The sequence below is a fragment of the Microvirga sp. RSM25 genome (assembly GCF_044784385.1).
Lineage (GTDB): Bacteria > Pseudomonadota > Alphaproteobacteria > Rhizobiales > Beijerinckiaceae > Microvirga > Microvirga tunisiensis.
The window spans coordinates 4,463,626-4,488,384 of sequence record NZ_CP173039.1; the positions used below are offsets into that span (position 1 = coordinate 4,463,626).

General features: G+C 64.6%; 28 protein-coding genes and 1 pseudogene. 5 read left to right on the forward strand and 24 right to left on the reverse strand.

Features of this window, described 5'->3' with window-relative positions:
• Positions 1–139: 139 nt before the first annotated feature.
• Positions 140–1,171: an aspartate-semialdehyde dehydrogenase gene (locus tag ACD578_RS21165; RefSeq protein WP_404288237.1), complete on the reverse strand. Its 1,032-nt coding sequence runs from the start codon at positions 1,169–1,171 to the stop codon at positions 140–142.
• A 264-nt stretch (positions 1,172–1,435) separates the two neighbouring features.
• Positions 1,436–1,918: a GNAT family N-acetyltransferase gene (locus ACD578_RS21170; RefSeq protein ID WP_162002822.1), complete on the reverse strand. Its 483-nt coding sequence runs from the start codon at positions 1,916–1,918 to the stop codon at positions 1,436–1,438.
• 120 nt (positions 1,919–2,038) lie between these two features.
• Here ACD578_RS21170 and ACD578_RS21175 point away from each other — a divergent pair, with 120 nt between their 5' ends.
• Entirely contained in the window at positions 2,039–2,833 is a 795-nt protein-coding gene (locus tag ACD578_RS21175) for a hypothetical protein (RefSeq protein ID WP_404288240.1), read from the forward strand.
• On the opposite strand, the gene ACD578_RS21180 is transcribed toward ACD578_RS21175, so the two are convergent.
• Entirely contained in the window at positions 2,811–3,932 is a 1,122-nt protein-coding gene (locus ACD578_RS21180) for a sulfite oxidase (protein WP_404288242.1), read from the reverse strand. The two genes, ACD578_RS21175 and ACD578_RS21180, sit on opposite strands and share 23 nt — an antisense overlap.
• A 140-nt stretch (positions 3,933–4,072) precedes the next feature.
• Here ACD578_RS21180 and ACD578_RS21185 point away from each other — a divergent pair, with 140 nt between their 5' ends.
• The gene (locus tag ACD578_RS21185) at positions 4,073–4,417 is read left to right on the forward strand and encodes a hypothetical protein (RefSeq protein WP_152709679.1); all 345 of its coding nucleotides are present in this window, start codon (positions 4,073–4,075) and stop codon (positions 4,415–4,417) included.
• Between the two features lie 50 nt (positions 4,418–4,467).
• Here the strand turns inward: ACD578_RS21185 and leuB are convergent, their stop codons facing one another.
• The 8 genes from leuB to ACD578_RS21225 form a co-directional block, all read right to left on the reverse strand.
• Positions 4,468–5,574, reverse strand: a complete 1,107-nt coding sequence (gene leuB, locus ACD578_RS21190; RefSeq protein WP_404288244.1) for a 3-isopropylmalate dehydrogenase — start codon at positions 5,572–5,574, stop codon at positions 4,468–4,470.
• Positions 5,575–5,658: 84 nt separating this feature from the next.
• Complete coding sequence (locus ACD578_RS21195; RefSeq protein WP_404288246.1) at positions 5,659–7,083, reverse strand: serine/threonine protein kinase; 1,425 nt, start codon at positions 7,081–7,083, stop codon at positions 5,659–5,661.
• Positions 7,084–7,085: 2 nt separating this feature from the next.
• Positions 7,086–7,826, reverse strand: a complete 741-nt coding sequence (locus ACD578_RS21200) for a metallophosphoesterase family protein (RefSeq protein ID WP_404288248.1) — start codon at positions 7,824–7,826, stop codon at positions 7,086–7,088.
• A gap of 68 nt (positions 7,827–7,894) precedes the next feature.
• On the reverse strand, positions 7,895–9,085 hold the full coding sequence (locus ACD578_RS21205; RefSeq protein WP_404288250.1) for a lytic murein transglycosylase: 1,191 nt from the start codon (positions 9,083–9,085) through the stop codon (positions 7,895–7,897).
• Between the two features lie 159 nt (positions 9,086–9,244).
• Positions 9,245–9,847, reverse strand: coding sequence for a 3-isopropylmalate dehydratase small subunit (gene leuD / locus ACD578_RS21210; RefSeq protein ID WP_152709691.1), 603 nt, complete (start codon positions 9,845–9,847; stop codon positions 9,245–9,247).
• 108 nt (positions 9,848–9,955) lie between these two features.
• The gene (poxB, locus tag ACD578_RS21215) at positions 9,956–11,692 is read right to left on the reverse strand and encodes a ubiquinone-dependent pyruvate dehydrogenase (RefSeq protein ID WP_404288252.1); all 1,737 of its coding nucleotides are present in this window, start codon (positions 11,690–11,692) and stop codon (positions 9,956–9,958) included.
• 142 nt (positions 11,693–11,834) lie between these two features.
• On the reverse strand, positions 11,835–12,242 hold the full coding sequence (locus ACD578_RS21220; RefSeq protein WP_404288254.1) for a metallopeptidase family protein: 408 nt from the start codon (positions 12,240–12,242) through the stop codon (positions 11,835–11,837).
• Positions 12,243–12,246: 4 nt separating this feature from the next.
• A complete protein-coding gene (locus ACD578_RS21225; RefSeq protein WP_404288256.1) occupies positions 12,247–12,504 on the reverse strand; it encodes a hypothetical protein in 258 nt (85 codons plus the stop codon).
• A gap of 124 nt (positions 12,505–12,628) precedes the next feature.
• Between ACD578_RS21225 and ACD578_RS21230 the strand changes: the two genes are divergently transcribed.
• Positions 12,629–12,934 (forward strand): hypothetical protein, encoded by a 306-nt coding sequence (locus ACD578_RS21230; protein WP_404288258.1) that lies wholly within the window; start codon positions 12,629–12,631, stop codon positions 12,932–12,934.
• A 74-nt stretch (positions 12,935–13,008) separates the two neighbouring features.
• On the opposite strand, the gene leuC is transcribed toward ACD578_RS21230, so the two are convergent.
• The 3 genes from leuC to ACD578_RS21245 form a co-directional block, all read right to left on the reverse strand.
• Entirely contained in the window at positions 13,009–14,415 is a 1,407-nt protein-coding gene (leuC, locus tag ACD578_RS21235) for a 3-isopropylmalate dehydratase large subunit (RefSeq protein WP_404288260.1), read from the reverse strand.
• Positions 14,416–14,640: 225 nt separating this feature from the next.
• Entirely contained in the window at positions 14,641–15,024 is a 384-nt protein-coding gene (rplS, locus tag ACD578_RS21240; protein ID WP_152709703.1) for a 50S ribosomal protein L19, read from the reverse strand.
• 219 nt (positions 15,025–15,243) lie between these two features.
• Positions 15,244–15,909 carry a winged helix-turn-helix transcriptional regulator gene (locus ACD578_RS21245; protein WP_404288263.1) on the reverse strand — a complete coding sequence of 222 codons (666 nt, stop codon included), beginning with the start codon at positions 15,907–15,909 and terminating at the stop codon, positions 15,244–15,246.
• A gap of 103 nt (positions 15,910–16,012) precedes the next feature.
• On the opposite strand from ACD578_RS21245, the gene ACD578_RS21250 reads away from it, so the two are divergent.
• Positions 16,013–16,963 carry a PLP-dependent cysteine synthase family protein gene (locus ACD578_RS21250; protein WP_404288265.1) on the forward strand — a complete coding sequence of 317 codons (951 nt, stop codon included), beginning with the start codon at positions 16,013–16,015 and terminating at the stop codon, positions 16,961–16,963.
• A 102-nt stretch (positions 16,964–17,065) separates the two neighbouring features.
• On the opposite strand, the gene ACD578_RS21255 is transcribed toward ACD578_RS21250, so the two are convergent.
• From ACD578_RS21255 to ACD578_RS21290, 8 genes and pseudogenes are all read right to left on the reverse strand, one after another.
• Positions 17,066–17,464, reverse strand: coding sequence for a VOC family protein (locus ACD578_RS21255; protein WP_404288267.1), 399 nt, complete (start codon positions 17,462–17,464; stop codon positions 17,066–17,068).
• A gap of 135 nt (positions 17,465–17,599) precedes the next feature.
• Positions 17,600–17,944 (reverse strand): hypothetical protein, encoded by a 345-nt coding sequence (locus tag ACD578_RS21260; protein WP_152709711.1) that lies wholly within the window; start codon positions 17,942–17,944, stop codon positions 17,600–17,602.
• Positions 17,945–18,052: 108 nt separating this feature from the next.
• Positions 18,053–18,736, reverse strand: a complete 684-nt coding sequence (trmD, locus tag ACD578_RS21265; RefSeq protein WP_404288269.1) for a tRNA (guanosine(37)-N1)-methyltransferase TrmD — start codon at positions 18,734–18,736, stop codon at positions 18,053–18,055.
• Positions 18,733–19,434 carry a ribosome maturation factor RimM gene (gene rimM / locus ACD578_RS21270; protein ID WP_404288271.1) on the reverse strand — a complete coding sequence of 234 codons (702 nt, stop codon included), beginning with the start codon at positions 19,432–19,434 and terminating at the stop codon, positions 18,733–18,735. Before rimM ends, trmD begins: the two co-directional genes overlap by 4 nt.
• 5 nt (positions 19,435–19,439) lie before the next feature.
• Positions 19,440–19,799, reverse strand: coding sequence for a 30S ribosomal protein S16 (rpsP, locus tag ACD578_RS21275; protein WP_152709715.1), 360 nt, complete (start codon positions 19,797–19,799; stop codon positions 19,440–19,442).
• Between the two features lie 10 nt (positions 19,800–19,809).
• The gene (locus ACD578_RS21280) at positions 19,810–20,079 is read right to left on the reverse strand and encodes a hypothetical protein (protein ID WP_404288273.1); all 270 of its coding nucleotides are present in this window, start codon (positions 20,077–20,079) and stop codon (positions 19,810–19,812) included.
• A pseudogene (gene ffh, locus ACD578_RS21285) lies at positions 20,076–21,636 on the reverse strand (signal recognition particle protein). The gene ACD578_RS21280 and the pseudogene ffh overlap by 4 nt, the downstream one beginning before the upstream one ends.
• 2 nt (positions 21,637–21,638) lie before the next feature.
• Positions 21,639–21,854, reverse strand: a complete 216-nt coding sequence (locus ACD578_RS21290; protein WP_152709721.1) for a glutathione S-transferase — start codon at positions 21,852–21,854, stop codon at positions 21,639–21,641.
• 410 nt (positions 21,855–22,264) lie between these two features.
• Here ACD578_RS21290 and ACD578_RS21295 point away from each other — a divergent pair, with 410 nt between their 5' ends.
• Complete coding sequence (locus ACD578_RS21295) at positions 22,265–23,329, forward strand: MBL fold metallo-hydrolase (protein WP_404288275.1); 1,065 nt, start codon at positions 22,265–22,267, stop codon at positions 23,327–23,329.
• On the opposite strand, the gene ACD578_RS21300 is transcribed toward ACD578_RS21295, so the two are convergent.
• Positions 23,286–23,957 carry an HAD family hydrolase gene (locus ACD578_RS21300; RefSeq protein WP_404288277.1) on the reverse strand — a complete coding sequence of 224 codons (672 nt, stop codon included), beginning with the start codon at positions 23,955–23,957 and terminating at the stop codon, positions 23,286–23,288. The genes ACD578_RS21295 and ACD578_RS21300 overlap by 44 nt on opposite strands.
• A gap of 9 nt (positions 23,958–23,966) precedes the next feature.
• Positions 23,967–24,710 carry a GyrI-like domain-containing protein gene (locus ACD578_RS21305; protein ID WP_404288279.1) on the reverse strand — a complete coding sequence of 248 codons (744 nt, stop codon included), beginning with the start codon at positions 24,708–24,710 and terminating at the stop codon, positions 23,967–23,969.
• Between the last annotated feature and the right edge of the window lie 49 nt (positions 24,711–24,759).

The window sequence follows — 24,759 nt, forward strand, 5'->3', positions numbered from 1 at the left end:
CAGGGGTTCTACCGAGGCCGAGTTCGAGACGGGAAGCCGCTCCCTCTAGCGCTGCGGACGTGAAAAGAGCCGCTGTCGCATCCAACAGCGGCTCTTTGCTTCCATGCGTTAGAACGGACGCCTTGCGTCCAATCGGCGCTTAGACCGCCTGCTTCTTCGGCTTCAGCAATCCGCGATTGGCCATGGCTTCGGCGATCTGCACGGCGTTCAGCGCCGCGCCCTTGCGCAGGTTGTCGGAGACGCACCAGAAGGACAGGCCGTTCTCGACCGTGATGTCCTCGCGGATGCGCGAGATGTAGGTGGCGTCCTCGCCGGCCGCCTCGTGGGGCGTGATGTAGCCGCCGGGCTCACGCTTATCGATCACCATGACGCCGGGCGCCGCGCGCAGGATGTCGCGGGCCTCGTCGGCGGTGATCGGATTCTCGAATTCCACGTTCACCGCCTCCGAGTGGCTGATGAAGACCGGCACGCGCACGCAGGTTGCGGTGAGCTTGATCTTCGGGTCGAGAATCTTCTTGGTCTCGACCATCATCTTCCACTCTTCCTTCGTGTACCCGTCCTCCATGAACACATCGATGTGCGGGATCAGGTTGAAGGCGATGCGCTTGGGAAACTTCTTTTCCTGCACGTCCTGCAGCGAGTAGAGCGCCTTGGTCTGGCGGTCGAGCTCGTCCATGCCGTCCTTGCCGGCGCCGGAGACCGACTGGTAGGTGGCGACGACCACGCGCTTGATGGTGGCGCGCTCATGCAGCGGCTTGAGGGCCACGACGAGCTGGGCCGTGGAGCAGTTCGGGTTGGCGACGATGCCCTTGCGGATGTCGCGGAGGGCCTCGGCATTCACCTCCGGCACCACCAGCGGCACGTCCGGGTCGTAGCGCCAGGCGGACGAGTTGTCGATCACGACTGCGCCCTGGGCAGCGATCTTGGGCGACCATTCCTTCGAGACCTCGCCCCCGGCGGACATGAGGCACAGGTCGACATCGGAGAAATCGTAGGTGTCGAGGGTCTTCGTCTTCAGGATCTTGTCGCCGTAGGAGACTTCCGACCCCTGGCTGCGGCGGGAGGCCAGTGCCACGACTTCATCGGCCGGGAAGGCCCGCTCGGCGAGGATGCTGAGCATCTCGCGGCCCACATTGCCGGTCGCACCGACGACGGCGATCTTGAAACCCATTGAACTTCTCCTGTTGTCGCTCTCCCCGGAAAACCAAAAACCCTGTTGGGGTGTCGCCTCTCGCCCCGAGGGAGAGAGGACCGGGGACGACGAGGCTTATTCGGCCGTTTTTGCAGCCGTCGTGGCGGTTTTCGTTTTGCTCGTCGTCAGGGTGAGCAGCGCCATTGCCATCGTCCATCCAAAAGCCCTGACCGGGCTTCGATACGCCGCCAGAAACACACCAAAGACACGCTTTCGTCAAGTGTTCTCTTTTGTGGCAAGCGTTCAATCGCCCGTCAGCACGTCGGTCGAGAGGTTGAACCGATAGAAGACCTTGTTCATCCGCTCGGCTCCGAGGCGTTCATAGAACGCCTGCGCCCCGGTGTTGGTGCCGTCGGTCGTCAGGTCGATTCGCGTCAGCCCCTGGGCACGGGCATGTTCCGCCAACCACCGCATGAGCACGACGCCCACGGCCTGTCCGCGTGCGTGGCTCTCGACGAAGAGCTCCTTGACGAACAGGAGACCCGAGAGCCTGAAGCCGGGCCGCAGCACCGCAAAGCAGGCGAGGCCGACAGCGCGGCCGTCACGGGAGGCCAGCGCATAGCGCGTGCCTTCCGCCTCCCGCATGGAGCGCTCGACCATGGCCAAGGTCGGCTCGATGGGCCGGGCGACGTCGGGGCCGACATAATGCAGATCCACAGCCCGAACCAAGGCCGCAACATGCGCAGCATCCTCAAGCGTGGCAAGACGAACGACGGTCTGGGACATGGGAGCGCTCGGGTCGGTTAAGCTTTGGTTTACCCTGCTTAGCAAAACCTTTCGAAGCCTGGCCAGCGTCACGGTAGAACATGTGGATGATCTGACCACTGGACTTGATTGGTTTGAGCGATGCCGCGGGCGGTTTATGCCGAATGGGATGAGGACGACGTTGCCGATTGGGTCGACGAACGCCCCGCTCGTCGCCTGCGTCGAAAACCCCTGCCCTGGTTGCGCGTCGTTCTGATGTCGTCCTGCAGCATCGCAGGCCTCGTCTATTTCGCCCTCGAGCAGGAGCAGAACATTCGTCCGGCCGAGCGCCAAAAAGCGATTCCGTCCTCTGTTCTGGTCGCGCCGGCGCCGGTCTGGAAATCGCTGCCTCCCTCCCCGGCTGTCTATGCATTGGCAGGCACGTCCGGCCCCGTGACGTCGGAAGCACGCGAGCATGCGAACGGAGCCCGGGAGGACACCCTGATCCTGGGGCGCTTCGGCGATTTCCGGTATGCGCAGCTTGTTCTGGTCCAAGGACCGGCTGAGCCTGCCGGAAGCTTCTATATCGAGACGGTTCGGCGGGCGGCGCGCTCTGGCCTCGCGGTCGCCCATCAGGGCCAAAGCCGGGTTGTCGCGACGAAATTCGGCCCCGTGGAAGCCGCCCCTATGATCCTTGCGAACAAGGGTGAGCAGACCTGCGAGGCCTTCCGTTTTTCGGATGCGATGGCTGAATTCAGCTTCCAGGGCTGGTTGTGCGGATCCTCACCTCCCGACGAGGTGCAGCTCGCCTGCTTCATCGACGGGATCACCCCGGCAGGCGGCGCCGGTCCGTCATTAAAAGCGGTTTTCGCCCAGGCCGAGCGCAATCGCCCAGACGCCTGTGGCCCGAGTGCCCGCACCGCGTCGGTTACGGTCAGACCTCCGGCCCGACCGTAACCGCCACGCGGTGCATGACATTGCAGCCATAACCGTTCGGATTCCAGTTGGCGGCCCGGAAGGGCTGAGCGCGCCCCTGCGAGTCAGTGGCACGGGCGACGATCTCATAATAGCCGTTGCCGGGCAGAGTGAGAGAAGCGTGCCAGCGCACCCAGTCGTAGCGGTTGCGCGGCAGCGTCGTTGCCGCCTCGGTCCAGGTCGCGCCACCGTCGACGGTCACGTCGACCCGCGCCACATCGTCGTCGCCCGCCCAGGCGGCGCCCCGGACCTCGATCAAGCGCGTGCCTTCAGGATAGCGCCTGCCATCTGCCGGCGCTGTGACGATGCTGCGCACGGGCATCGATTCGAGGATCCGGGTTTCGATGCCTTGCCCGTTCGAGCCCGGCGGCAGGGGACGGATCGGAAGGCGATAGGACAGCCCCGTCATGCCCGGTCCATCATGCTCCCGATCACGGATCCAGATCCGCGTGAGCCATTTCTGGCTCAAGGACCCTGGCCAGCCCGGCACGACGAGGCGCAAGGGGCCGCCATGGACGAAGGGCAAGGGCTCGCCGTTCATCGCCCAGACCAGCAGCGTATGCTCCTCCAGGGCTTTGGCGATCGGCACGCCACGCGACATAGCCTGCCGCTCATGACTTCCGTGCTTGTCCGGATCGGCGCCGAAATGGCCCGTGAACAATGCCGTCTCTTTCAGGCCCGCCTCGCGCAGAACGTCACCCAGCGAGACACCTGTCCATTCCGCGCAGCCAACGCCGCCATGGGTCCAGGGATTGCCTTCCGCCTCAGGCTCGAAGAACGAGCGGCCGTTGCCGCCGCATTCGAGCACCATGCGAAAGGTTTTTTGCGGGAAGCGGCACTTCAGTTGCGCGACGGTCAGGTCGAGCCGGCGCTCGACCTCGCCATCAATGGTGAAGGTCCAGGACTCAGCGTCGTCCACCGGTTGTGGCAGCAATCCGTTATTGCGGACGAAGAAGCGCGCAATCGGCGTCGTCTCGTCGTCGAGAAGCTCCTCGGGGGTTTCAGCGACCAGTGGAGTCTCGCCCAACAGGCTCAAGCCTTCCTTCGCTGAGAGGTCGAAACGGGCCTTCTTGTCCTGCATCGGCTGCTGTCCTTCTCACCTGTTGGTGAATGTCACGCTTCGACGGAACCATTTTAAGGGGGGCCGTCTTGTTTTGACATCATCGCACACGATGATCGCGCACAGCACAAGGACTGGGCGCCGTTCTTGGAGGATTACCCATGCGCCGCTTCGCACTTTTGGGTCTGGCTTCATTGGCTGCGCTCACGATCGTCTCGGGAGTGGCGGAGGCGCAGACCCGGAACCGCCCCCTCGTCCTCAGGGTCCAGCCCCGCAGCTTCCTCGATCCGGGTCCCGTCGTTCCGGTCGGCTCGATCAATCCGGGTTACACGGGTTACGGGCAGGCGCAATCCTATCTGCTGAGCCCGCCCTATGCCCCCGCCGGCGCGGGCTTCGGCGTCGGCACCCTGCCCGATCCGATCACCAACGGACCCTTCGTAGGGTCACGTAATCCGTTCCCCATGTTCGGCGTTCCGGACGTCGAGGCGACAGGCTCGATCCGATAAATCGATCCCTGAAACGGAAAGCCCCGGGCATGACCCGGGGCTTTTGCGTTTTACGAGAGAGCCTCGAGTTCCTTGACGATGGCATCGCCCACATCCTGCGTGCCGACCGCGTTCATGCCGGGACCTGCAATGTCCTTGGTGCGAGTGCCGGAGGCGAGCACGTTGGCGATGGCCTTATCGAGACGGTCCGCCTCGTCGAGGAGACCGAAGGAATAGCGTAGGGCCATGCCGAAGGAGCCGATCATGGCGATGGGGTTGGCAAGGCCCTTGCCGGCGATGTCCGGCGCGGAGCCGTGCACGGGCTCGTAGAGCGCCTTGCGCTGGCCGGTCGCCGGATCCTCCGCGCCGAGCGAGGCGGAGGGCAGCATACCGAGCGAGCCGGTGAGCATCGCGGCGATATCCGACAGGATATCGCCGAAAAGGTTGTCGGTGACGATCACGTCGAACTGCTTCGGATTGCGCACAAGCTGCATGGCGCAGTTGTCGGCGAGCACGTGCTCGAGTTCCACGTCCGAGAACTCGGCCTTATGGATGCGGGTGACGACCTGGCGCCAGAACACGCCGGTCTTCATGACGTTGAATTTCTCGGCTGAGGAGACCTTGTTGCGACGCTTCCCGGCGAGATCGAAAGCAACGCGCGCGATGCGCTCGACTTCATGCGTGTGATAGAGCTGCGTGTCGACGGCGCGCTGGGAGCCGTCCTCCAGGGTCACGATCTCCTTCGGCTCGCCGAAATAGACGCCACCGGTGAGCTCGCGCACGATCATGATGTCGAGGCCTTCCACCACCTCGCGCTTGAGCGAGGAGGCATCGGCCAGCGCCGGATAGCAGATCGCCGGGCGCAGGTTGGCGAAGAGTCCGAGATCCTTGCGCAGACGCAGCAGACCGGCCTCGGGACGCACCGCGTAAGGTACGCTGTCCCATTTCGACCCGCCGACCGCGCCGAAGAGAACCGCATCGGCCGCCTGAGCGCGATCCATGGCGGCTTCGGAAATCGCCGCGCCATGCGCGTCGTAAGCCGAGCCGCCGACGAGATCCGTCTCCGTCTCGAAACCGACGCCGCGCTTGCGGAACCAGCCCACAATCTTCTCGACCTCGCGCATGACCTCCGGACCGATGCCGTCGCCGGGGAGAAGGAGAAGCTTGTGCGTTGCCATGGGTGACCCCTGTTCTATCGTGATCGAATGCAGGCCCTTAAAGGGCCGAATGGACGGCTTGGCAAGCTCTTGTCGTGTTGGCCGTTAGGCGAAGGCGTCGGGGCTGTTCTCTGCCCGCCGGTCCTTCGAAGTCCTCACGACCGTCACCGAACAGGGCGCCTCCGCCACGACGCGGGACGAAACGCTGCCCAGGTAGCGGCGCAGGGCGGAAGAGGCCCGCGCGCCGATGACGATGTGGTCGACATTGTTGTGGCGGGCGTAGTCGACGAGCGCGGAGGCCGGATCGGGCGCCTCCAGCACGCTGTAGGTGATCTGCTCCTTCGGAATGTTGAGCGACGCGCCCCAATGACGAAGCAGGACGAGGCGCTGGACATGGAGGCTTCTCCCCTCCTCGTCCTCCAGGATGTCGACGGCGATGCGCGAGGTTTTCAGGATATTGACGCAGGCAATCCGCGCCTCGCCCTCGATGGAGAGAATGCGGCCGATCATCATGCGCAAGGATTCGGCAAGATCCTCGTTTCCCGGTGAAAGATCGACGGCGGCAAGGACGATGGGCGCCCGGGACAGCTGTCCGGCAATGTTGGGCGTCTCGAGAGGTTGCGCCTTGCGGGCCTTGAGCCAGCGCCGGAAGGTCTTCACGCCGCCGTCCCGCTCCAGCCGTTCGGCCCGCTCGGTGAGCCGAACCTGTTCCGGGTTCTCCAGGTCCAGAGCGAGCTGCGCCGCCGTGGCGTAACGATCGTCCGGATCGATCTCCAGGCAGTGCAGGATCACCTCCTGCAGCCAGGGCGGACAATCGGCAGCCAGCGCCCGCGGCGGTACCGGATCCCGCCACAGGCGGCGGCGGATCTGGCCGCCGCGCGGATTACCGAAAGGGCGCTCGCCCGTGACGAAGAAATACAGCATCGCGCCGAGCGCGAAGAGATCGCTGCGCGGATCGGCCCTGTCCTGCAACACCTGCTCCGGCGCCATGTAGGGCGTGGTTCCGAACGGCTCACGAAACTCCTCGGCCAGGAGATCGGGCAGGCGTTCGTGCCGGGCAAAGCCGTAATCGATGAGAACCGCCTCGCCGGTGTCCCGGATCATCACATTGCTCGGCTTGATGTCGAGATGGATCACGTGTTGGAGATGCAGGTCGTGCAGGGCATGCGCCACCTTCGCTCCGATCGTGACGACTTCAGGCCAGGGCAGAGGAACCTCGTCGAGCCGGCTCTTGAGCGATTCGCCAGGGATCCGCTCCATGACGACGTAGGGCATGGGATCGAGCGGGCCCGTCGCGACGAAGCGGGGCACATGCGGACCCACGAGACGCGGCATGATCATCTGCTCGGTCTCAAAGCAGACGATGGGCAGCGGATCATCGCTGTCGATCAGCATCGGGATCTTCATGATCAGCGGCGCGGGCTCGCCACCTCGGGAAACGGCCCAGAGCTGCGCCATTCCGCCGGTGCCCAGATTTTCCTGGAGCTCGAAGCCGTCGATCACCATGCCCGGGCTCAGGCGCCACCGCATGTTCAGCGGCCCTGCTCGAGGCGCAGGGCCAACTTTTCCGGCAGACCCGCCTCGCGCACCTTGCGGGCCGCGGTGGCCGTATCGTAGGGCACGCGCAGGTAGCGCAGGGTCTGACGGGCGGTGTCGAAGACCGCGTAATTCGCCGCCGCGACCCCATCCCGCGGCTGCCCAACAGCACCGATCACCGCGAGCCAGGTCCGGGTCGGCAGAAGCGGGATGTCATTGTTGGCAACCGGCGAGAAGGTGCCGACCTTGGCAGTGGTGCTCATGTGGTAGAGCATGGGCACATGCACATGCCCGCAGAAGGTGATGTGTGAGTCCACGCGGCTGAAATGCCGGATGGCCTCCATGGGACCTGCCATGTAGTCCCAGTTGCGGGGGGCATATCCGTTGGCATGAACGTAGAGGACGCTCCCCTCCTCATGGGTGAGGGGAAGGTCGGCCAGGAAACGGCGCTGCTCCGTGCCGAGCTGGTTGCGAGTCCAGCGAATCGCCTCCCGGGCCACGCTGTTCATATCCTCGTCGGAGCTGTCGATCGCCGCATCGTGATTACCGAGCAGCGCAACGGCGCCCTTGTCCACGAGCCCCCTGATCGTATCGACCACCCAGGCCGGATCGGCGCCGTAGCCGACATAATCGCCCAGAAACATCAGGCGATCGACATGAAGCAGGCGCGCGTGGGCGAGGCAGGCCGACAATGCCTCGCGGTTACCGTGGATATCAGTGAGAATGGCGATGAGCATGAAGTCAGTACAACTCCAAACTCACTGTCACTGCAACTGGCCGATACTGGGAATTGGGGTGCGCGGGCTCAACCCCGCAGGGCTTCCAGCACCTTGCCGCCGGGCCGACCGCGCGGCTCGAGGCCGATGCGGCGCTCCACGTCCTTGATGGCCTCGCGGGTCTTTGCGCCGATCTTGCCGTCCGGCTCGCCCACATCGTAGCCGCGGGCAGTCAGGAGCTGCTGCAGCTCGCGGCGCTGGGCGCGAGAGAGCGGCGGATCGTCCGTGGGCCAAGCGGTCTGAATGCCAGGCAGGCCTTTGAGGCGATCGCCCAGCAGAGCGATGGCGAGGCCATAGGATTCGGCCGCGTTGTAGGAATAGACCGCGTCGAAATTCTTGGTGACGATGAAGGCCGGGCCGTTCACGCCGGCCGGGGTGATGATGCCGGCGGCATAGCTGCCCGAAAGCGGACGCCCGTCGACGCGCCGCACCCCCATGGCGGCCCAGGTGGCGAGCGGCTTCTTGTTCTTGCGCCCGGCGAGGCCCGCGTTAAAGTTCGACGGCAGGCGTACTTCGTAGCCCCAGGGCAGGCCGTTCACCCAGCCGGCCTTCTTCAGGAAGTTCGCCGTCGAGTGAACCGCATCCGGCACGGAGGTCATGACGTCCCGGTGCCCGTCCCCGTCGCCGTCGACGGCGAGGCGCTGGAAGGTGGATGGCATGAACTGGGTATGGCCGAAAGCACCGGCCCAGGAGCCGCGCAGGTTCGCCGGGTTGATGTCGCCGTCCTGCACGATCTTGAGCGTCGCCATCAGCTCGCCCTTGAAGTAGTCGTTGCGGCGCGGCGCATAGCAGACAAGCGTCGACAGTGACTGAATCAGCGGCCGTCCGCCGATATCCTTGCCGAAATTGGACTCCACGCCCCAGACGCCGGCGATGGCATGGCGATCGACGCCGAAGCGCGCCTCGGCCGAGGCGAGCGCCTGCCCCCACTGACGCATGGCGGTCCGGCCGTCCTGCACCCGCTCCTCGTCGACGAGCGCCGAGAGATAATCCCAGATCGCCGTCTTGAACTCGGGCTGGTTGTTCATGAGGTCGAGGATGGTCAGGTCCGGCGTGAGGCCGCGGGTCGCGACATCGAAAGCCTGGCCGGAGATGCCCTTGGCGGCAGCTTGGGCACGCAGGCCGGACAGGCATGAGCCGAAATCCGCCTGGGCCGAGGCCGGGGTGGCGGAAGCAAGGCCGGCGAGAACGAAGAGAGCGGGGGCAAGAATGTTCTTCATGCCCCGCACATTGCAGGGAATTTGGTTAATCTTGTGAAAACGGGGCAGGAGTCGGTTCATCCTCGTCATCCCCGGCGGTCCGCAGGACCGGAAAAGGGATCCATCAGTATGGATCCGCTTCCCCTCCGCTTCGCTGCGGCCAGGAATGACACGCCGGTCTCAGGCCCAGGCGCGTTCGGACAGCTTCTTCTCGAAGCTGTCGATGGCCGAGGCCTTCTCCATGGTCAGGCCAATGCCGTCGAGGCCATTGAGCAGGCAATGCTTCTTGAACGGATCGATGTCGAAGGTGACCGTACCGCCGTCGGGGCCGCGGATTTCCTGCTTTTCCAGGTCGATGGTGAGGGTGGCATTGGCGCCGCGCTCCGCATCGTCGAAGAGCTTCTCCAGGTCCTCGGGCGAGACCTTGATCGGCAGGATGCCGTTCTGGAAGCAGTTGTTGTAGAAAATGTCGGCGAAGCTGGTGGAGATCACGCAGCGGATGCCGAAGTCGAGCAGCGCCCAGGGGGCATGCTCGCGCGACGAGCCGCAGCCGAAATTATCGCCCGCCACCAGGATATTGGCCTTGCGGTAGGCCGGCTGGTTGAGCACGAAATCCGGGTTCTCTGAGCCATCCTCGCGGTAGCGCATCTCCGAGAAGAGCCCCGTGCCGAGACCCGTGCGCTTGATCGTCTTCAGGTACTGCTTGGGGATGATCATATCGGTGTCGATATTGATGATCCGCAACGGCGCCGCGACGCTTTCCAGCACAGTGAACTTGTCCATGGTCCTCACATCCCTGAAGGCAGCAGCCGGGCCGCTGTCAGGTGCCTCATATCAAAGGCTTGTGAAGACGGCTAGGCCAACGATGGTCGCGGCGGGATGGTACGGCCCTCAGCGCCAGAGATTCGTCCGGGCGAGGTCATAGACCTCGTCGGCGCGGCCGTTCAGCACGGCCTTCACCATGTAGAGGGTAAATCCCTTCGCCATCTCCAGAGTCACCGAGGGCGGCATTGCCAGCTCCGTCCGGTTCACCACCGCATCGATCAGGACCGGTCCGTCATGGGCCAGCGCGGCGGCAACCCCCTCCTCCACCTCGGCCGGATCCTCAAGCCTGATCCCGCGAATGCCGATGGCCTCGGCCATGGCGGCGAAGTCCGGGTTCTGAAGCTCCGTGCCGAAATCCAGGAAGCCGGTGGATTTCTGCTCAAGTTCGACGAAGCCAAGGGTGCCGTTGTTAAACACCACGACCTTCACCGGAAGGCGCTGCTGCGTCAGGGTGAGGAGGTCGCCCATCAGCATGGCGAATCCGCCGTCGCCTGACAGCGAGATCACTTGCCGGTCGGGAAAGGCCGCTTGGGCGCCGATGGCCTGAGCCATCGCGTTCGCCATCGAGCCATGCCAGAACGACCCGAGAAGCCGCCGTTTCCCGTTCATCGCGAGATAGCGCGCAGCCCAGACCGTCGGCAGGCCGACATCGCAGGTGAACACGGCATCCGCCGCGGCTTGGTCGCTGATCGCCTTGGCGACCTGCTGCGGATGGATCGGCCGCTTGCCGGGTGTCCCGACGGCGAGATCGTCGAGCGCCTGGCGAGCTTTGGCATAATGTTCCCGCGCCCGGACGAGATGGGTTCCGTCGCGCTTTCGATCAAGCCGCGGCAGTAGGGCCGCCAATGTCGCGCGGACATCGCCCACGACACCGACATCGACCGCCGCACGGCGGCCGATGTTCTCGCCCCGGAGGTCGACCTGCGCGATCCGAACGCCGGCGTCGTCCGGGTAGAACTGACGATAGGGAAAGTCGGTGCCGAGCATCAGCAGAACATCGCAATCGCGCATGGCGTAGTAGCCAGACGAGAAGCCGATCAGCCCGGTCATGCCGACATCGTAGGGATTGCCCCACTCCACGTGCTCCTTGCCACGCAAAGCGTGCACCATGGGCGCCTGGAGGTGCTCTCCCAAGGCCAGCAGCTCGTCATGAGCACCGGCGCAGCCCGAGCCGCACAGGATCGTGATGCGATCGCCGCCATTGAGCAGCGCCGCGAGACGGTCGAGATTATCCGGTGCCGGCGTGATGACGGGAGCGGAGGGCAGCAGCCCGTCGAGTTTGACTGGGGGCGCAGCGGCAGCCGGCTGGAGGGCAACTTCGCCAGGGATCACCAGCACCGATACGCCGCGTTTGGCTCTCGCCTCCCGGATGGCGACCTCAAGGGTGCGCGGCATCTGACTGGCACCGGAGACGAGTTCGCAATAGTGGCTGCATTCGCGAAAGAGATTCTCAGGGTGCGTCTCCTGGAAATAACCGCTGCCGATCTCGGCCGAGGGGATGTGCGCGGCGATGGCGAGCACCGGCACACGGGAGCGGTGACAGTCGAACAGGCCATTGATGAGATGCAGATTGCCCGGTCCGCAGCTCCCGGCACAGACGGCGAGCTCACCGGTCAGATGCGCCTCGGCACCGGCCGCAAAGGCGGCGACTTCCTCGTGCCGGACGTGGATCCACTCGATCTGGCCCTGGCGGCGGATGGCGTCCGTCAGCCCGTTGAGGCTGTCGCCGACGATGCCGTACATGCGTTTGATACCGGCAGCGGCCAGGATCTCGACGAACTGTTCGGCCACAGTCTTTGCCATGGGGGATTCTCCTGAACCCGGGTGGATCGCGGCTGCCGGAGCGGCTGAGTGGGTAGGGCTGTTAATCTCAAGAGCTATGTGGCGCGGCTGTGGGCCGATGGTAGCCTGCAAAACGTGGCAGGGCCTTTCGCAACAAAGCGCTTTACCCAGCCGCCGCCTCGATCGCTTCCATGTCCTCGTCCGAGAGGCCGAAATGGTGGCCGATCTCGTGGACCAGCACGTGGGTCACGACACCGCCTAAGCTCTCCTCGTGCTCGGCCCAGTAGTCGAGGATCGGACGGCGGTAGAGCCAGACCATGTTGGGGAACTGGCCCGTGTGCATCATGCCGCCGCCCTGGGCGAGGCCGATGCCGCGAAAGAGGCCGAGCAGGTCGAAGGGCGTCTCGCAGCCCATCTCCTGCATGGTCTCGTCATCGGGGAAATCCTCGACCCGGATCACCACACCCTCGCAGAGGCGACGGAATTCCTCCGGCAGGCGGGCATAGGCATCCTGCGCCAGAGCTTCGAGATCGTCGAGGGAGGGTGCCTGAAGATGGGCTGGAACGATCATGGGGTCAGAGAATTCCAAGTTGAACCAAGAGCCACAGGCCCAAGATCACCACGCCGACGAGCGACAGGGCACGGCCGATGCGGCGCCCCCAGAGTTCGATCGGATCGGTACCACCATCCTTGGCCGAGCCGACGGCATCCTTGGCGCCGAAGTGATCGCCGGCCCGCCGGCCCATGCGGGCGAGCGCCGATGAGCCGAGTGTCTCCGAATCCCTTTGGACGCGCTCCAGCGCCTCGCGGGCTTCCTGGTCCCGATCGCTCATGAAACCCTCCTCAAAAGCCTTTACCGTTGCTTTACCATGGCTATCGGATTGCTTCTTCGCAACGGAACGCCTCGCACGCTTGGCCGTTAACAGCCCCGAGTAGACAACTGATCAAGAGGCAACAATGCGTAAAGTGTTTGGTATCCTGGCTGCGGCCGGGCTGGTGGTTTTCGGCGCCGGTGCGGCGTCGGCTCAGGGTGTCGATGTGCGGATCGGCCCGTCGGGCGTTCGCGTGGCACAGGAACGGCATCATGGGCCCTATTATCGCGATCGCGTGGTCGAGCGCCGCGTGGTACGTCCGGCCCGAACCCGCACCGTGTGCCGCACGGTGATGGAAGAGCGCGTCCGCCCGAGCGGCGTGGTCGTCCGCCGTCCGGTCGAGCGTTGCCGCCAAGTCGTGGCCGGCGGTCGCCGGGTCTATGTGGACTAAGCTTTAGGCATTTCTCATGAAAAAGGCCGTGGCTCGGGTGAGCCACGGCCTTTCTGTTTGTCTGAGGTTTCGGATCAGCCGAAGGTGCGGATGTCCACGAACCGACCCGCGATGGCCGCAGCCGCCGCCATGGCCGGAGACACCAGATGGGTGCGGCCCTTGAAGCCCTGGCGGCCCTCGAAGTTGCGGTTCGACGTTGAGGCGCAGCGCTCGTGGGGCGCGAGGCGGTCGGCGTTCATGGCGAGGCACATGGAGCAGCCGGGCTCACGCCAGTCGAAGCCGGCGGCCTTGAAGATCTTGTCCAGACCTTCGGCCTCGGCCTGCATCTTCACGATGCCGGAGCCGGGCACGATCATGGCGTCGACGCTCTCGGCCACGCGCTTACCCTCGACCACCTTCGCCACTTCGCGCAGGTCCTCGATGCGGCCGTTGGTGCAGGAGCCGATGAAGACACGGTCGAGGGCGATGTCGGTGATCTTCATTCCCGGCGTGAGACCCATGTACTCGAGCGCCCGCCACTTGGAGCGGCGCTTATTCTCGTCGGGGATGTCGTCCGGGTTCGGCACCACGCCGGCAATCGAGACCACGTCCTCAGGCGATGTGCCCCAGGTGACGATGGGCGGGAGATTGGCGGCGTCGAGGCGGATCTCGGTGTCGAAGAAAGCGCCTTCATCCGTACGCAGGGAATCCCAGTAACGCACCGCCGCCTCCCAGGCCTCACCCTGCGGCGCCTTGGGGCGACCTTTCAGATAGGCATAGGTCTTCTCATCGGGCGCCACCATGCCGGCGCGGGCACCGCCCTCGATCGACATGTTGCAGATCGTCATGCGGCCTTCCATCGACAGCGACCGGATGGCCTCGCCCGCATATTCGATCACGTGGCCTGTGCCGCCCGCGGTGCCGATCTCGCCGATGATGGCAAGGATGATGTCCTTGGCGGTGACGCCGGCGGGCAGCTGCCCGTCCACGGTCACGCGCATGTTCCTGGCCTTCTTCTGGATCAGCGTCTGGGTGGCGAGGACGTGTTCGACCTCCGAGGTGCCGATGCCATGAGCGAGCGAGCCGAAGGCGCCGTGGGTCGAGGTGTGGCTGTCGCCGCACACGATGGTCATGCCCGGCAGGGTGAAGCCCTGCTCCGGGCCCACCACGTGGACGATGCCCTGGCGGGTGTCGAGCTCGTTGTAGTACTCGACGCCGAAATCCTTGGCGTTCTGGGCGAGAGCGGCAACCTGGGTCGCGGCTTCGGGATCCTCGATTCCGTGCGAGCGGTCGGAGGTCGGCACGTTATGGTCGACCACCGCCAGCGTCTTGTGCGGCTGACGCACCTGTCGGCCGGTCATGCGCAGGCCCTCGAAAGCCTGGGGGCTGGTCACCTCATGGACGAGGTGACGGTCGATGTAGAGAAGGCACGTCCCGTCATCCTGCTGATCGACGACGTGATCGTCCCAGATCTTGTCATAGAGGGTGCGGGGCTTGGCCATGTGTCTCTTCCAACGGTCGTAAAAAAGTGGTTTGGCGTATTTAGCGGCCTATCGCCCGGACGGGAAGATGTCCTGAGCGCACACCGCCTTGAAACGATCGCATAGCAGACGCGGGTCATCGCGCAATTATATTTTTGTCGCGATGGCTTGCCGCCAAGCCTGCCTCGTCAGCAAAAAGGCGCGGTTTGAGCCGCGCCTTTCGAATTCTCTGATGAGACGAGAGCCTTACTCGGCCGCAGCCGGGGTCGCGGTCTTCTTCTCGGCGCGCTCGGCGATACGGGCCGACTTACCGCGACGATCGCGCAGGTAGTAGAGCTTGGCGCGGCGGACGGCGCCGCGGCGCACGACCTTGATGGACTCGACCAGCGGCGAGTAGAGCGGGAACACGCGCTCGACACCTTCGCCGTAGGAGATCTTGCGGACCGTGAAGCTCTCGTGGAGGCCGCCGCCGGAACGGGCGATGCAGACGCCTTCATAGGCCTGCACGCGGGTACGCTCGCCTTCCTTCACCTTTACGTTGACGATAACGGTATCGCCGGGCTGGAAGACGGGGATGGTCTTGGCGAGCCTGGCAATCTGCTCCTGCTCGAGCTGCTGAATGAGGTTCATCGTCTATACTCCTGCCGTTGCGAGGCCCTGAGCGATCTCAAAACCCGCGGGATTTCGGCGTCCTGTTTTAAGTTGAGGCCGCGCCTATACAGGAGATTTGGAGGATTGTCGAGCCTATGGGCCGGCTGTCATCCCGGATGCAGTCAGGCGATCCGGACCTCGCGAGGCCCAGATAACATCCCCAGCCGACGGCCGCCGGGGATGACACTCCTCTCACTCCTAAACGGCAGGTGCGACCTCGGCAAACAGGTAGCGCTCGAACCAGTTCGGAAACGCCCGTGCCAGCACCCTCGGCCCCTCCACCGTCAGTCCCATCCGCTGCACCTCGGCGAAGCTCACGTCTCCCCGCCACCAGGCGACCAGCGCAGGGAGACGGGTCCGAATGCAGAGCGGCTCCGGAAAGCCTGGGTTCTGCGTGCAGAGCGAAACCTCCGCCGCTTTCAGCAGCATGAAGCGCGGCTGGGGCTGCCCCTCGATCGCGAAGCGGATGACGATCGGGTCCTTGGGCAACATGTCGGTGCGGACGCGCCGCTGCATGTCGACGAGCAGGGGTTCCAAATCGAGATCCTCATCCTCGGCGCGCCGCGGCAGCCATCTTTGACCCCAGGTGCCGAGAGCGCCCACGATACCCATCAGCTCCCTGCCTGCCTCCGTCAGCGCATATTCCGGCCCATTCTCGCCGTCGATGCGCGTGATGGCTCCGACATGCGCCAATACCTGCAGACGCTCCGAGAGCATGGTGCGGGAGATGCGCGGGATGCCGCGGCGGATGTCGTTGAAGCGCCGGCTGCCGCACAGAAGCTCGCGCGCGACGAGAAGGGTCCAGCGCCCGCCGATGGCCTCATGGGCGCGCGCCACGGAACAGAACTGACCGTAATCTGCCATGGGTTAAGCGCTAGCATGGCCTTGTGCCCAACAGAAGTCCGGATTCCGGACCTGACAGGCCGATCGCCGCAGCCTACAAGGCAGACGTTTTTGGACAACGCCCATGATCGACCGCCCCAGCACCATCCTCGACCGTATCGGCAACACGTCTCTCATCGCTCTGCGCAACATCCGGCCTGCCCATGGCGGCCGCGTCCTGCTGAAGCTTGAAAACGAGAATCCCACCGGCAGCATGAAGGATCGGATGGCGCTCGCCATGATCGAGGCTGCCGAAGCAGATGGGCGCCTCGAACCTGGCGGCTCGGTCGTCGAATACACCGGCGGCAGCACTGGCGTATCCCTGTCGCTCGTCTGTGCGGTGAAAGGATATCCGCTCGACATCGTGACCTCCGATGCCTTCGCACAGGAGAAGCGCGATCACATGGCGCTTTTGGGCGCGACGCTGCACATCGTGCGGAGCGACAGCGGGCGCATGACCGAGAGGCTGACGAAGGACATGATCGAGCAGGCCCGCATCATCGCCGAGGCGAAGGGCTCCTTCTGGACCGACCAGATGAAGAACCGGGATCAGATCGGCGCCTATCACAGGATGGCCGATGAAATCTGGCAGCAGACGAATGGTCGGATCGACGGCTTCGTGCAGAGCGTCGGAACGGCGGCGTCCTTGCGCGGAATCGCGGAAGGCCTGCGGTGGCACCATTCGCCCATCCAAATCATGGCCGTCGAGCCTGCGGAATCGCCTGTCCTGTCGGGCGGACCATCGGGCGCCCACAAGATCGACGGAATCGGCGCGGGCTATGTGGTGCCGCTCTGGCAGGCGAGCATCGCCGATAGGATCGAGCGGGTCACGACGGAAGAAGCCACGGCGATGGCGCTCCGGCTGGCCCGCGAGGAAGGCCTGTTCGCCGGCACTTCGACGGGCGCCAATGTCGTCGCGGCCCTTCGTCTGGCCGAATGGCTGGGGCCCGATGCGATCGTCGTCACCGTCATGTGCGATACGGGGATGAAATATCTGAAGATGTTTGGGGCGAGGCTCGAAGCAAATCGCCTCTAGAGTTGTTTCCAAGGACCTGGAAGCAACTCTCTTCTTTGCCGTGTCGCATCTATTGACGGCGAACCGGATCCGCTCCGCCGAAAAATGCTCCAGGTGTGACGATCACACACGCTCCAGGAATTCGACGATGATTCCGTCCGGATCCTTGCAGAACGCCACCTTGCGGATCAGTTCGCTGTTCGCGGCCGTCCGGGGAAGAACGGTGAACTCCACGCCGGCGGAACGAAGCTTTTCATAAATCGCGTCGACGTCATCGACCCGAAAGGTGATGTGGCGAATGCCGGCCTCGGTGACGGGAACCTCGCGCGCCGGCGTTTGGATCGATGCGGCCGGCTCGACGATTTCGAGCATGACGCCGCCGATCTCGAGAAACGCGATGCGCCCGCCCTCGCCCGTACCCTTGACCAGCACCTCCTTCAGCCCCAACAGGCCGCAATAGAACGCGATGGTCTCGTCCAGATTGCTGCTGGTCATGCCCACATGCTCGAAACCCTGGACCACTAAGGCGTCTCCCTTGCGTTGTTTGAAGGATCTTGGGCGTTTGAAGGATTTTGGGCAGAGCGGAGCACACATCAAGATCGGTGGCAATGCGGCCGGCCTCAAACCGCCCGCACGCCGACCGGAGAGCACTTGGTCTTACTTGGTGGGTGGCGGAGCCATGGCGCCGATCTTGCTGGCCATGTCCATGCATTCGGCTTCCTTGCCCTGCTGATCGAGCTGTTTCGCCTGCTGGATCATTTGCATGGCCTGATTGTGGCCTTGGCTCTGCCCTGTGACGTTTGCACCTTGTCCCTGACCGGGGGTTGAGCCCTGCACTGCAGAACCTGTCGTCGCAGGCGCATCCAGCGCAGGTCCGGCGCCCTCCTGCCTTGCCGAGATGGATTTCTCCAGATCGGTAAGCCGTTGCGTGCATGGTCCCGCGAAGCCAGGGCTGACAAGAATGACGGCAAATGCCGTGCCAAGAATGATGCGACCGACCATATCGATCTCCTATGATCGAGGCCCCGTCCATTAAACCCTTGGCTGTGGTCGGCGTTCCGCGTGCGGGGCAGTGTCCATTTTGCCCAAAGCCCGCCCTGCAGGGAGATCCTAACGCTCCAGCAGATCCGGTCGCCGCTCCCGCGTGATCCGCTCCGATTCGTTACGGCGCCAGCGCTCGATCACGGCGTGATTGCCGGAGAGCAGCACGTCCGGAATGGGCCGCCCCTCCCATTCGCGCGGCCTCGTGTAATGCGGGTATTCAAGGCGGTTTGACTCGAAACTCTCCTCGGTGCCGGAGGACTCCTTGCCCATGACCCCGGGGAGCAGCCGCACGCAGGCATCGAGCACGATCATCGCCGCCATCTCGCCACCGGAGAGCACGTAATCGCCGATGGAGACTTCCTCCAGGCCCCGCGCCTCGATCACGCGCTCGTCCACGCCCTCGAACCGGCCGCAGACGATCACCACGCCGGGACCCGCCGCCAGTTCCCTCACACGGGATTGCGTCAGCGGCTTGCCGCGCGGGCTCATCAAAAGCTTCGGGCGCGGATCGTCGGCCGGAACAGTGGCGTCGATGGCGGAGGCCAGCACGTCGCAGCGGATCACCATGCCAGGTCCGCCGCCGGCGGGCGTATCGTCCACCGTGCGGTGACGGCCGAGACCATGGTCGCGGATGTTCTTCGCCGTCAGGGACCACACGCCGCGCGCGAGCGCATCGCCCGACAGGGACATGCCGAGCGGACCTGGGAACATGTCGGGATAAAGGGTGAGAACGGTGGCGGAAAAACTCACGCCTCGTCCTCAGGTTCCGGCGCCGATTTCGCAGGCTCGAACAGATCGTCCGGCGGCACGGCCACAATGCGTTTGTCCGCGATATCCACTGTCGGCACGAAGGCCTTGGTGAAAGGCAGGAACGCGGTCGGGCCTTTTTGCGCCGGTGCGATCTCCAAAAGGTCGCCACCGCCGTAATTGGGCACGTCGACCACGGTGCCGATGATCTCGCCTGCTTCGTTCTGAACCGAGAGGCCGATCAGGTCCGCGAGCAGGAATTCGTCATCCTCATCGGGCGGAGAAAGCTTGTCGCGCTCCACATAGAGCTGAACGCGGTTGAGCGCCTCAGACGCTTCGCGCGTGGTGACGCCATCGACGATGGCGATGAGGAGATCCGGGGCGCCGCCGGGAGCGGGCCGCACGTTTTTGAGAGAAATGGATCGGCCGTCGGATGCGATCAGCGGCCTGTAATCGGCAATCGCCTGCGGATCGCCAGTATGGGATTTCAACCGCACCTCGCCTTTGAGGCCATGGGCGCGACCGAACTCACCGACGAGGACGAGATCGTCCCGGACGGGCGCAGATCTGCGCTCATCCCCCTTGTGGGGAGGTGGGGGTGTTGGCGTACCCTTAGGCAGGTTTGCGCCAACACCACCACCCCTGCCCTTCTCCAAAGAGAAGGAAGAAGTGGAGCGCTGGTTGAAGCGCTCCTTCTTCATGATGCTTACGCAGCCTCGCCTTCGCCGGCGGCAGCCGCGGCGGCCTTGGCGTCGGCGCGCTCCTGGGCCTTCTTGCCCGGGACGGCCTTGTTCGGGTTGTTGCGGGCCGGACGCTTCAGGAGGCCGGCGGCATCGAGGAAGCGCAGGACGCGGTCGGTCGGCTGGGCGCCCTTGGCGAGCCAGGCCTGGATCTTCTCGTTGTCGAGAACGACGCGGCCGGCATCGTCCTTCGGCTTCATCGGGTCGTAGGTGCCGACCTTCTCGATGAAACGGCCATCGCGCGGGGAGCGCGAATCGGCAACGACGATGCGGTAGTAGGGACGCTTCTTCGCACCACCACGGGTGAGACGGATCTTCAGGGACATTCTTTAGCTCCTAGTGTTTAGGCTTTTCACCAAATTCGCTGATCAGGCGTTCGATAGAGGACTCGTCCTCCAAGTCACCCGCGGTTCGGAACACTTCCACATCGGTCGTGCCGTCCTCGAGGAGATCGATCTCCCAGTATTCACCGGGAACACGTGCGAGAACGGTAATACCGTCCTCTCGGAAGAGGCGGATCTGATTCCAGATGCCCGCACCTTCCAGTCTCTGGGACAGCGCATGAGCGCGCTGAAGCAACTCTGCCGCCGTCAAACCTTCGGTCACTTCTTCTTACCCCCGAACGGGAAGCCGCCGATGCCCGGAAGACCCGGGATCTTGCCGCCGCCGAGACCGGGCAGGCTCGGGCCGCCCTTCGGCATCGCGGGAAGGCCGCCGGCACCGCCGGGGAAGTCGGGCAGCTTGCCGCCCATCTGCTTCTGCAGGGCCTCGATCTGCTCCGGCGTCGGCTGGGGCATTCCGCCCATTCCACCGCCACCGATGCCGAACATCTTGCCGAGCGCGCCCGCCATGCCCTTGCCCTTGCCGCCGCCCATCATCTTCATGACGTCGGCCATCTGACGGTGCATCTTCAGGAGCTTGTTGATCTCCTCGACCTTCGCGCCGGCACCCGCCGCAATGCGCTTCTTGCGCGAGGCCTTGAGGATATCCGGGTTGCGGCGCTCAGCCGGGGTCATGGAATCGATGATGGCGCGCTGGCGCTTGATGATCCGGTCGTCGAGATTGGCGCTCTCGAGCTGCGACTTCATCTTGGCGACGCCCGGGAGCATGCCCATCATGCCGGAGAGGCCGCCGATCTTCTCCATCTGGGCGAGCTGATCGCGCAGGTCTTCGAGATCGAACTTGCCCTTGCGCATCTTCTCGGCCATGCGCTGGGCCTGCGCCTGGTCGAAATTCTCGGCCGCCTTTTCGACCAGCGAGACGATGTCGCCCATGCCGAGGATGCGGTTGGCGACGCGCGAGGGGTGGAACTCCTCCAGCGCATCGACCTTTTTCGCCCGTGCCGATGAGCTTGATCGGCTTACCCGTCACGGCGCGCATCGAGAGCGACGCGCCGCCGCGGGCATCGCCGTCCATTCTCGTCAGCACGATGCCGGTGACGCCGAGGCGCTGATCGAAGGCGCGCGCGGTGTTGACCGCGTCCTGGCCGGTGAGCGCATCGGCGACGAGCAGCACCTCGTGCGGGTTGGTGGCGGCGCGCACTTCGGCGGCCTCCACCATCAGGGCCTCGTCCACGGTCACGCGACCGGCGGTGTCGAGCATCACCACGTCGTAGCCGCCGAGACGGGCGGCCTCCATGGCGCGGCGGGCGATCTGCACCGCCGACTGGCCGGCCACGATGGGCAGCGTATCCACGCCCACCTGCTTGCCGAGCACCGCGAGCTGCTCCATGGCGGCCGGACGGCGGGTGTCGAGGGAGGCCATGAGCACGCGCCGCTTCTCGCGGTCGGTCAGGCGCTTGGCGATCTTGGCCGTGGTGGTCGTCTTACCGGAACCCTGCAGGCCGACCATGAGGATGCCGACGGGCGGCAGCGCGTTCAGGTCGATGACCTCGGCGTCCGCGCCCAGCATCTCGACCAGCTGGTCGTGGACGATCTTGACCACTTGCTGGCCGGGAGAGACGGACTTGACCACCTCGGCGCCGACGGCGCGGGCACGAACCTTGTCCGTGAAGGAACGCACGACCTCGAGCGCCACGTCGGCCTCGAGCAGGGCGCGGCGGACCTCACGCAGAGCCGCGTTGACGTCCTCCTCGGTGAGCGCGCCGCGGCGCGTCAGCGAGTTGAGGATATTGGAAAGCTTGTCGGAAAGGCCTTCGAACATGGTCACTCAATTCCTTTTGCGATGAGGGGTACATCGCGATCGGCAAGGGCCTTTTCAAAGTGGCGGATGGCCGCCTCGAACTTGTCGCGGCAGCCCGGATTGCAGAACCCGACCACCTCGCCGCGATAGAGGGTGAGCGAATCCGCCGCGATCGGCTTTCCCGACCACGGGCAGGTCTCGTTGACCGCGTCCTCGATGCGCAATGTGTCGTCCGACATCCGTTCGTCCTCAAGGCGAAACCCAAATGAAAGCGCGCCCGAGGGCGCATCGCGCTGTCGGACGTTGACCTCCAGCCTCTCGGGCTGGGCGGCGGCTCAAAAGGGCTCGCTCTACAGATTTGCGGCCAGCGCTTAAGGGGAAAAGGGGCAAGAGTCAAGGAAAAGACCGAAAATGGAGAGTCTTGGGGGCTTCATCGCTCCCTTCCCGGACAAGGCGGAGTCTCCTCCGCGTCATCACCGGCCTTGTGCCGGTGATCTCGACGTGTGAGGCGCGGCGCTTCAAACAACCGGGATGGCCGGGACAAGCCCGGCCATGACGTGGCGGATGACATGGCGGGACGATGCTGAGGCCCCTTGCCGATCCGCACCAGCATCCCCACGCTTAAAGCTTCGCTGGACCCGACGCCCCTATGAACCGCCGCACCCTTCTCAAAGCTTTAGGCCTCCCCGTCATCGCCGCTACTGGCGCCCTTGGCTGGATGACCGCCGCCCGGGCGGCGAACCGCTATTACGAGGGTCCGGTCACGGATCATTTCGACGGGGTGCGGTTCTTCTCGCCGGGCCAGCCTCAGGACAAGGGATTTCTGGAGCTCGCCCGCTGGCAGCTCGGCGGGGGGCGTAAAGGTTGGCCGGACAGCTTTCCAAGCCCCTTCCAGGACAAGCCTCCGGCCGAGGTGCAGGGACTGCGCACGGCGCTGATCGGCCATGCCTCATTCCTGATCCAGGTGGCCGGGCTCAACATCCTCACCGATCCGGTACTCTCCGACCGAGCAAGCCCGGTCTCCTTCGCGGGTCCCAAGCGGGTCAATCCGCCGGGCATCGCCTTCGACGACCTGCCACCGATCCATGCGGTGCTGATCACGCATAATCATTACGACCATCTCGACACCGAGACCCTGGGGAGGCTCTGGCAGCGGCATCGCCCCAAAATCATCGCGCCGCTCGGCAACGATGCGGTGATCCGGGCCGAGCATCCAGAGATCCCGGTCGAGACGCGGGACTGGGGTGGGTCGGTTGATCTGGGGAACGGCGTCACGGCCCATGTCGAGCCGGCCTATCACTGGTCCGCGCGGGGCATCAACGACCGGCGCATGGCGCTCTGGTGCGCCTATGTGCTCACCACGCCCGCGGGCACGATCTACCATATCGGCGATACGGGCTTCGGCGACGGCAGGATCTTCCATGCCGTGCGTGAACGCTTCGGCCAGCCCCGTCTCGCCCATCTGCCCATCGGCGCCTATGAGCCGCGCTGGTTCATGGAACCGCAGCACATGAACCCGGAGGATGCGGTGAAGGTGCTGCGCATCATCGAGGCGGAGCAGGCGTTGGGCCATCATTGGGGCACGTTCCGGCTCACCAACGAGGGCGTCGACGAGCCGCCGCAGGAACTGGCGGCGGCGCTCCAGGCGGCCGAAATTCCGGACGGGCGGTTCAGGCCGTTACGGCCCGGGGAGGCGTGGACGCCGTCAGGGTGAGGATCGGTGCCTCCAGTTCACGAGGTTCGTCCACGAGGCAGGCGGCGCCTGCGTCCAACAACTCCCGCCGGGAACCATAGCCCCAGGTGACGCCGATGGTGGCGATATCGTTGGCCCTGGCGCCGATGACATCATGCTCCCGGTCGCCGATCATGACGGCGCGCGTAGGGTCGAAGCGCTCCCGGTCGAGAATGTGCCGGATGAGATCGCGCTTGTCGGCATTGCGATTGTCGAGTTCCGAGCCGTAGATCTCGACGAAAAACCGTGACAGGTCGAAATGGTCGAGGATCCGCCGCGCGAAGACGTGAAGCTTCGAGGTTGCGACGAAGAGGCGGACATCCTTTTCCTGAAGTTCCAGAAGCAGGCTCGGGATGTCCTCATAAACCTCGTTCTCAAACAGCCCGATATCGCTGTAGCGCTCCCGGTAGAAGCGCACCGCGTCCGGTACTTCGGCCGGCCCGCCCAGAAGCTTCGTGAAGCCCGCAATCAGCGGCGGACCGATCATCCAGGTCAGCTCGTCCCCCTCCTGTATCGGGCGGCTGAGCCTCTCAAGGGCGTACTGGATCGAACGGGTGATACCCGCCTTCGGGTCCGTCAGGGTCCCGTCAAGGTCAAAGAGAGCGATCATTGAGGGCGATTATTCCTTGGGCTGAACGTAGATGTTCACCTCGAAATTGGTGTCCTGCGAATCCGTGAAGTCGCTCACGTATTCCTCGATGAAGGCGTCCTTGGCGACGATCTCCTTGATGTCGAGATAGGCCGTGATCGTCTCGTAGGTGCCGTCGATCTCGTCATAGGCGTCCTTGTGCACGAAGCGGAACGACTTGCCCTCCGGCGTCTTGCCGAACTTGATCTCGGGGGTGAGCTCGGTCTTGCCCTCCGGCACCTGGGCGATCGGCACCATCGCCTCGTATTTGAACCCGTTGTCGTCGGTATCCACGAAGATCGTCAGCGGCCGGCCCGTGGGCGCGATCCCCGCCTTCTTCAACTCGCCCTCGATCTTGGCGAAGGCATTTTTCAGGTTGGTGAAGGCCTCGTCCCAGGTGCTGATGCCGTTGAGCACCACCGTGGGCTTTGCAGCCAGAACGCCTTCCTCCACGCCTGTCGGATCGCTCGGGTTCGGGAACAGGGTCGTGCGGCCTGCCTGCTGCGCGGGCGCAGGTGTGGTCGGCGCAGGTGTGGTCGGCGCGGGGGTGGCTGGCGCCGGAGCGGCTGGCGCTGGCTGCGCCGTTGCTGGTCCTTGAGGAGCTGCGCCGGGCTGTGCCGGAGCCGGTGCCTCGGGCGCGGCTGGCGACGGATTGGCAGTCGGTGGCGTCTGCGCAAGGGCGACGCTCGAGCAGAGGGCAAGAACGAGAAGAAAACCTGAAGAGCGCAGCCGCATGAGTAGGACGCCTCACCCGCGAATCACGAATCACGAAGGGATATAATGC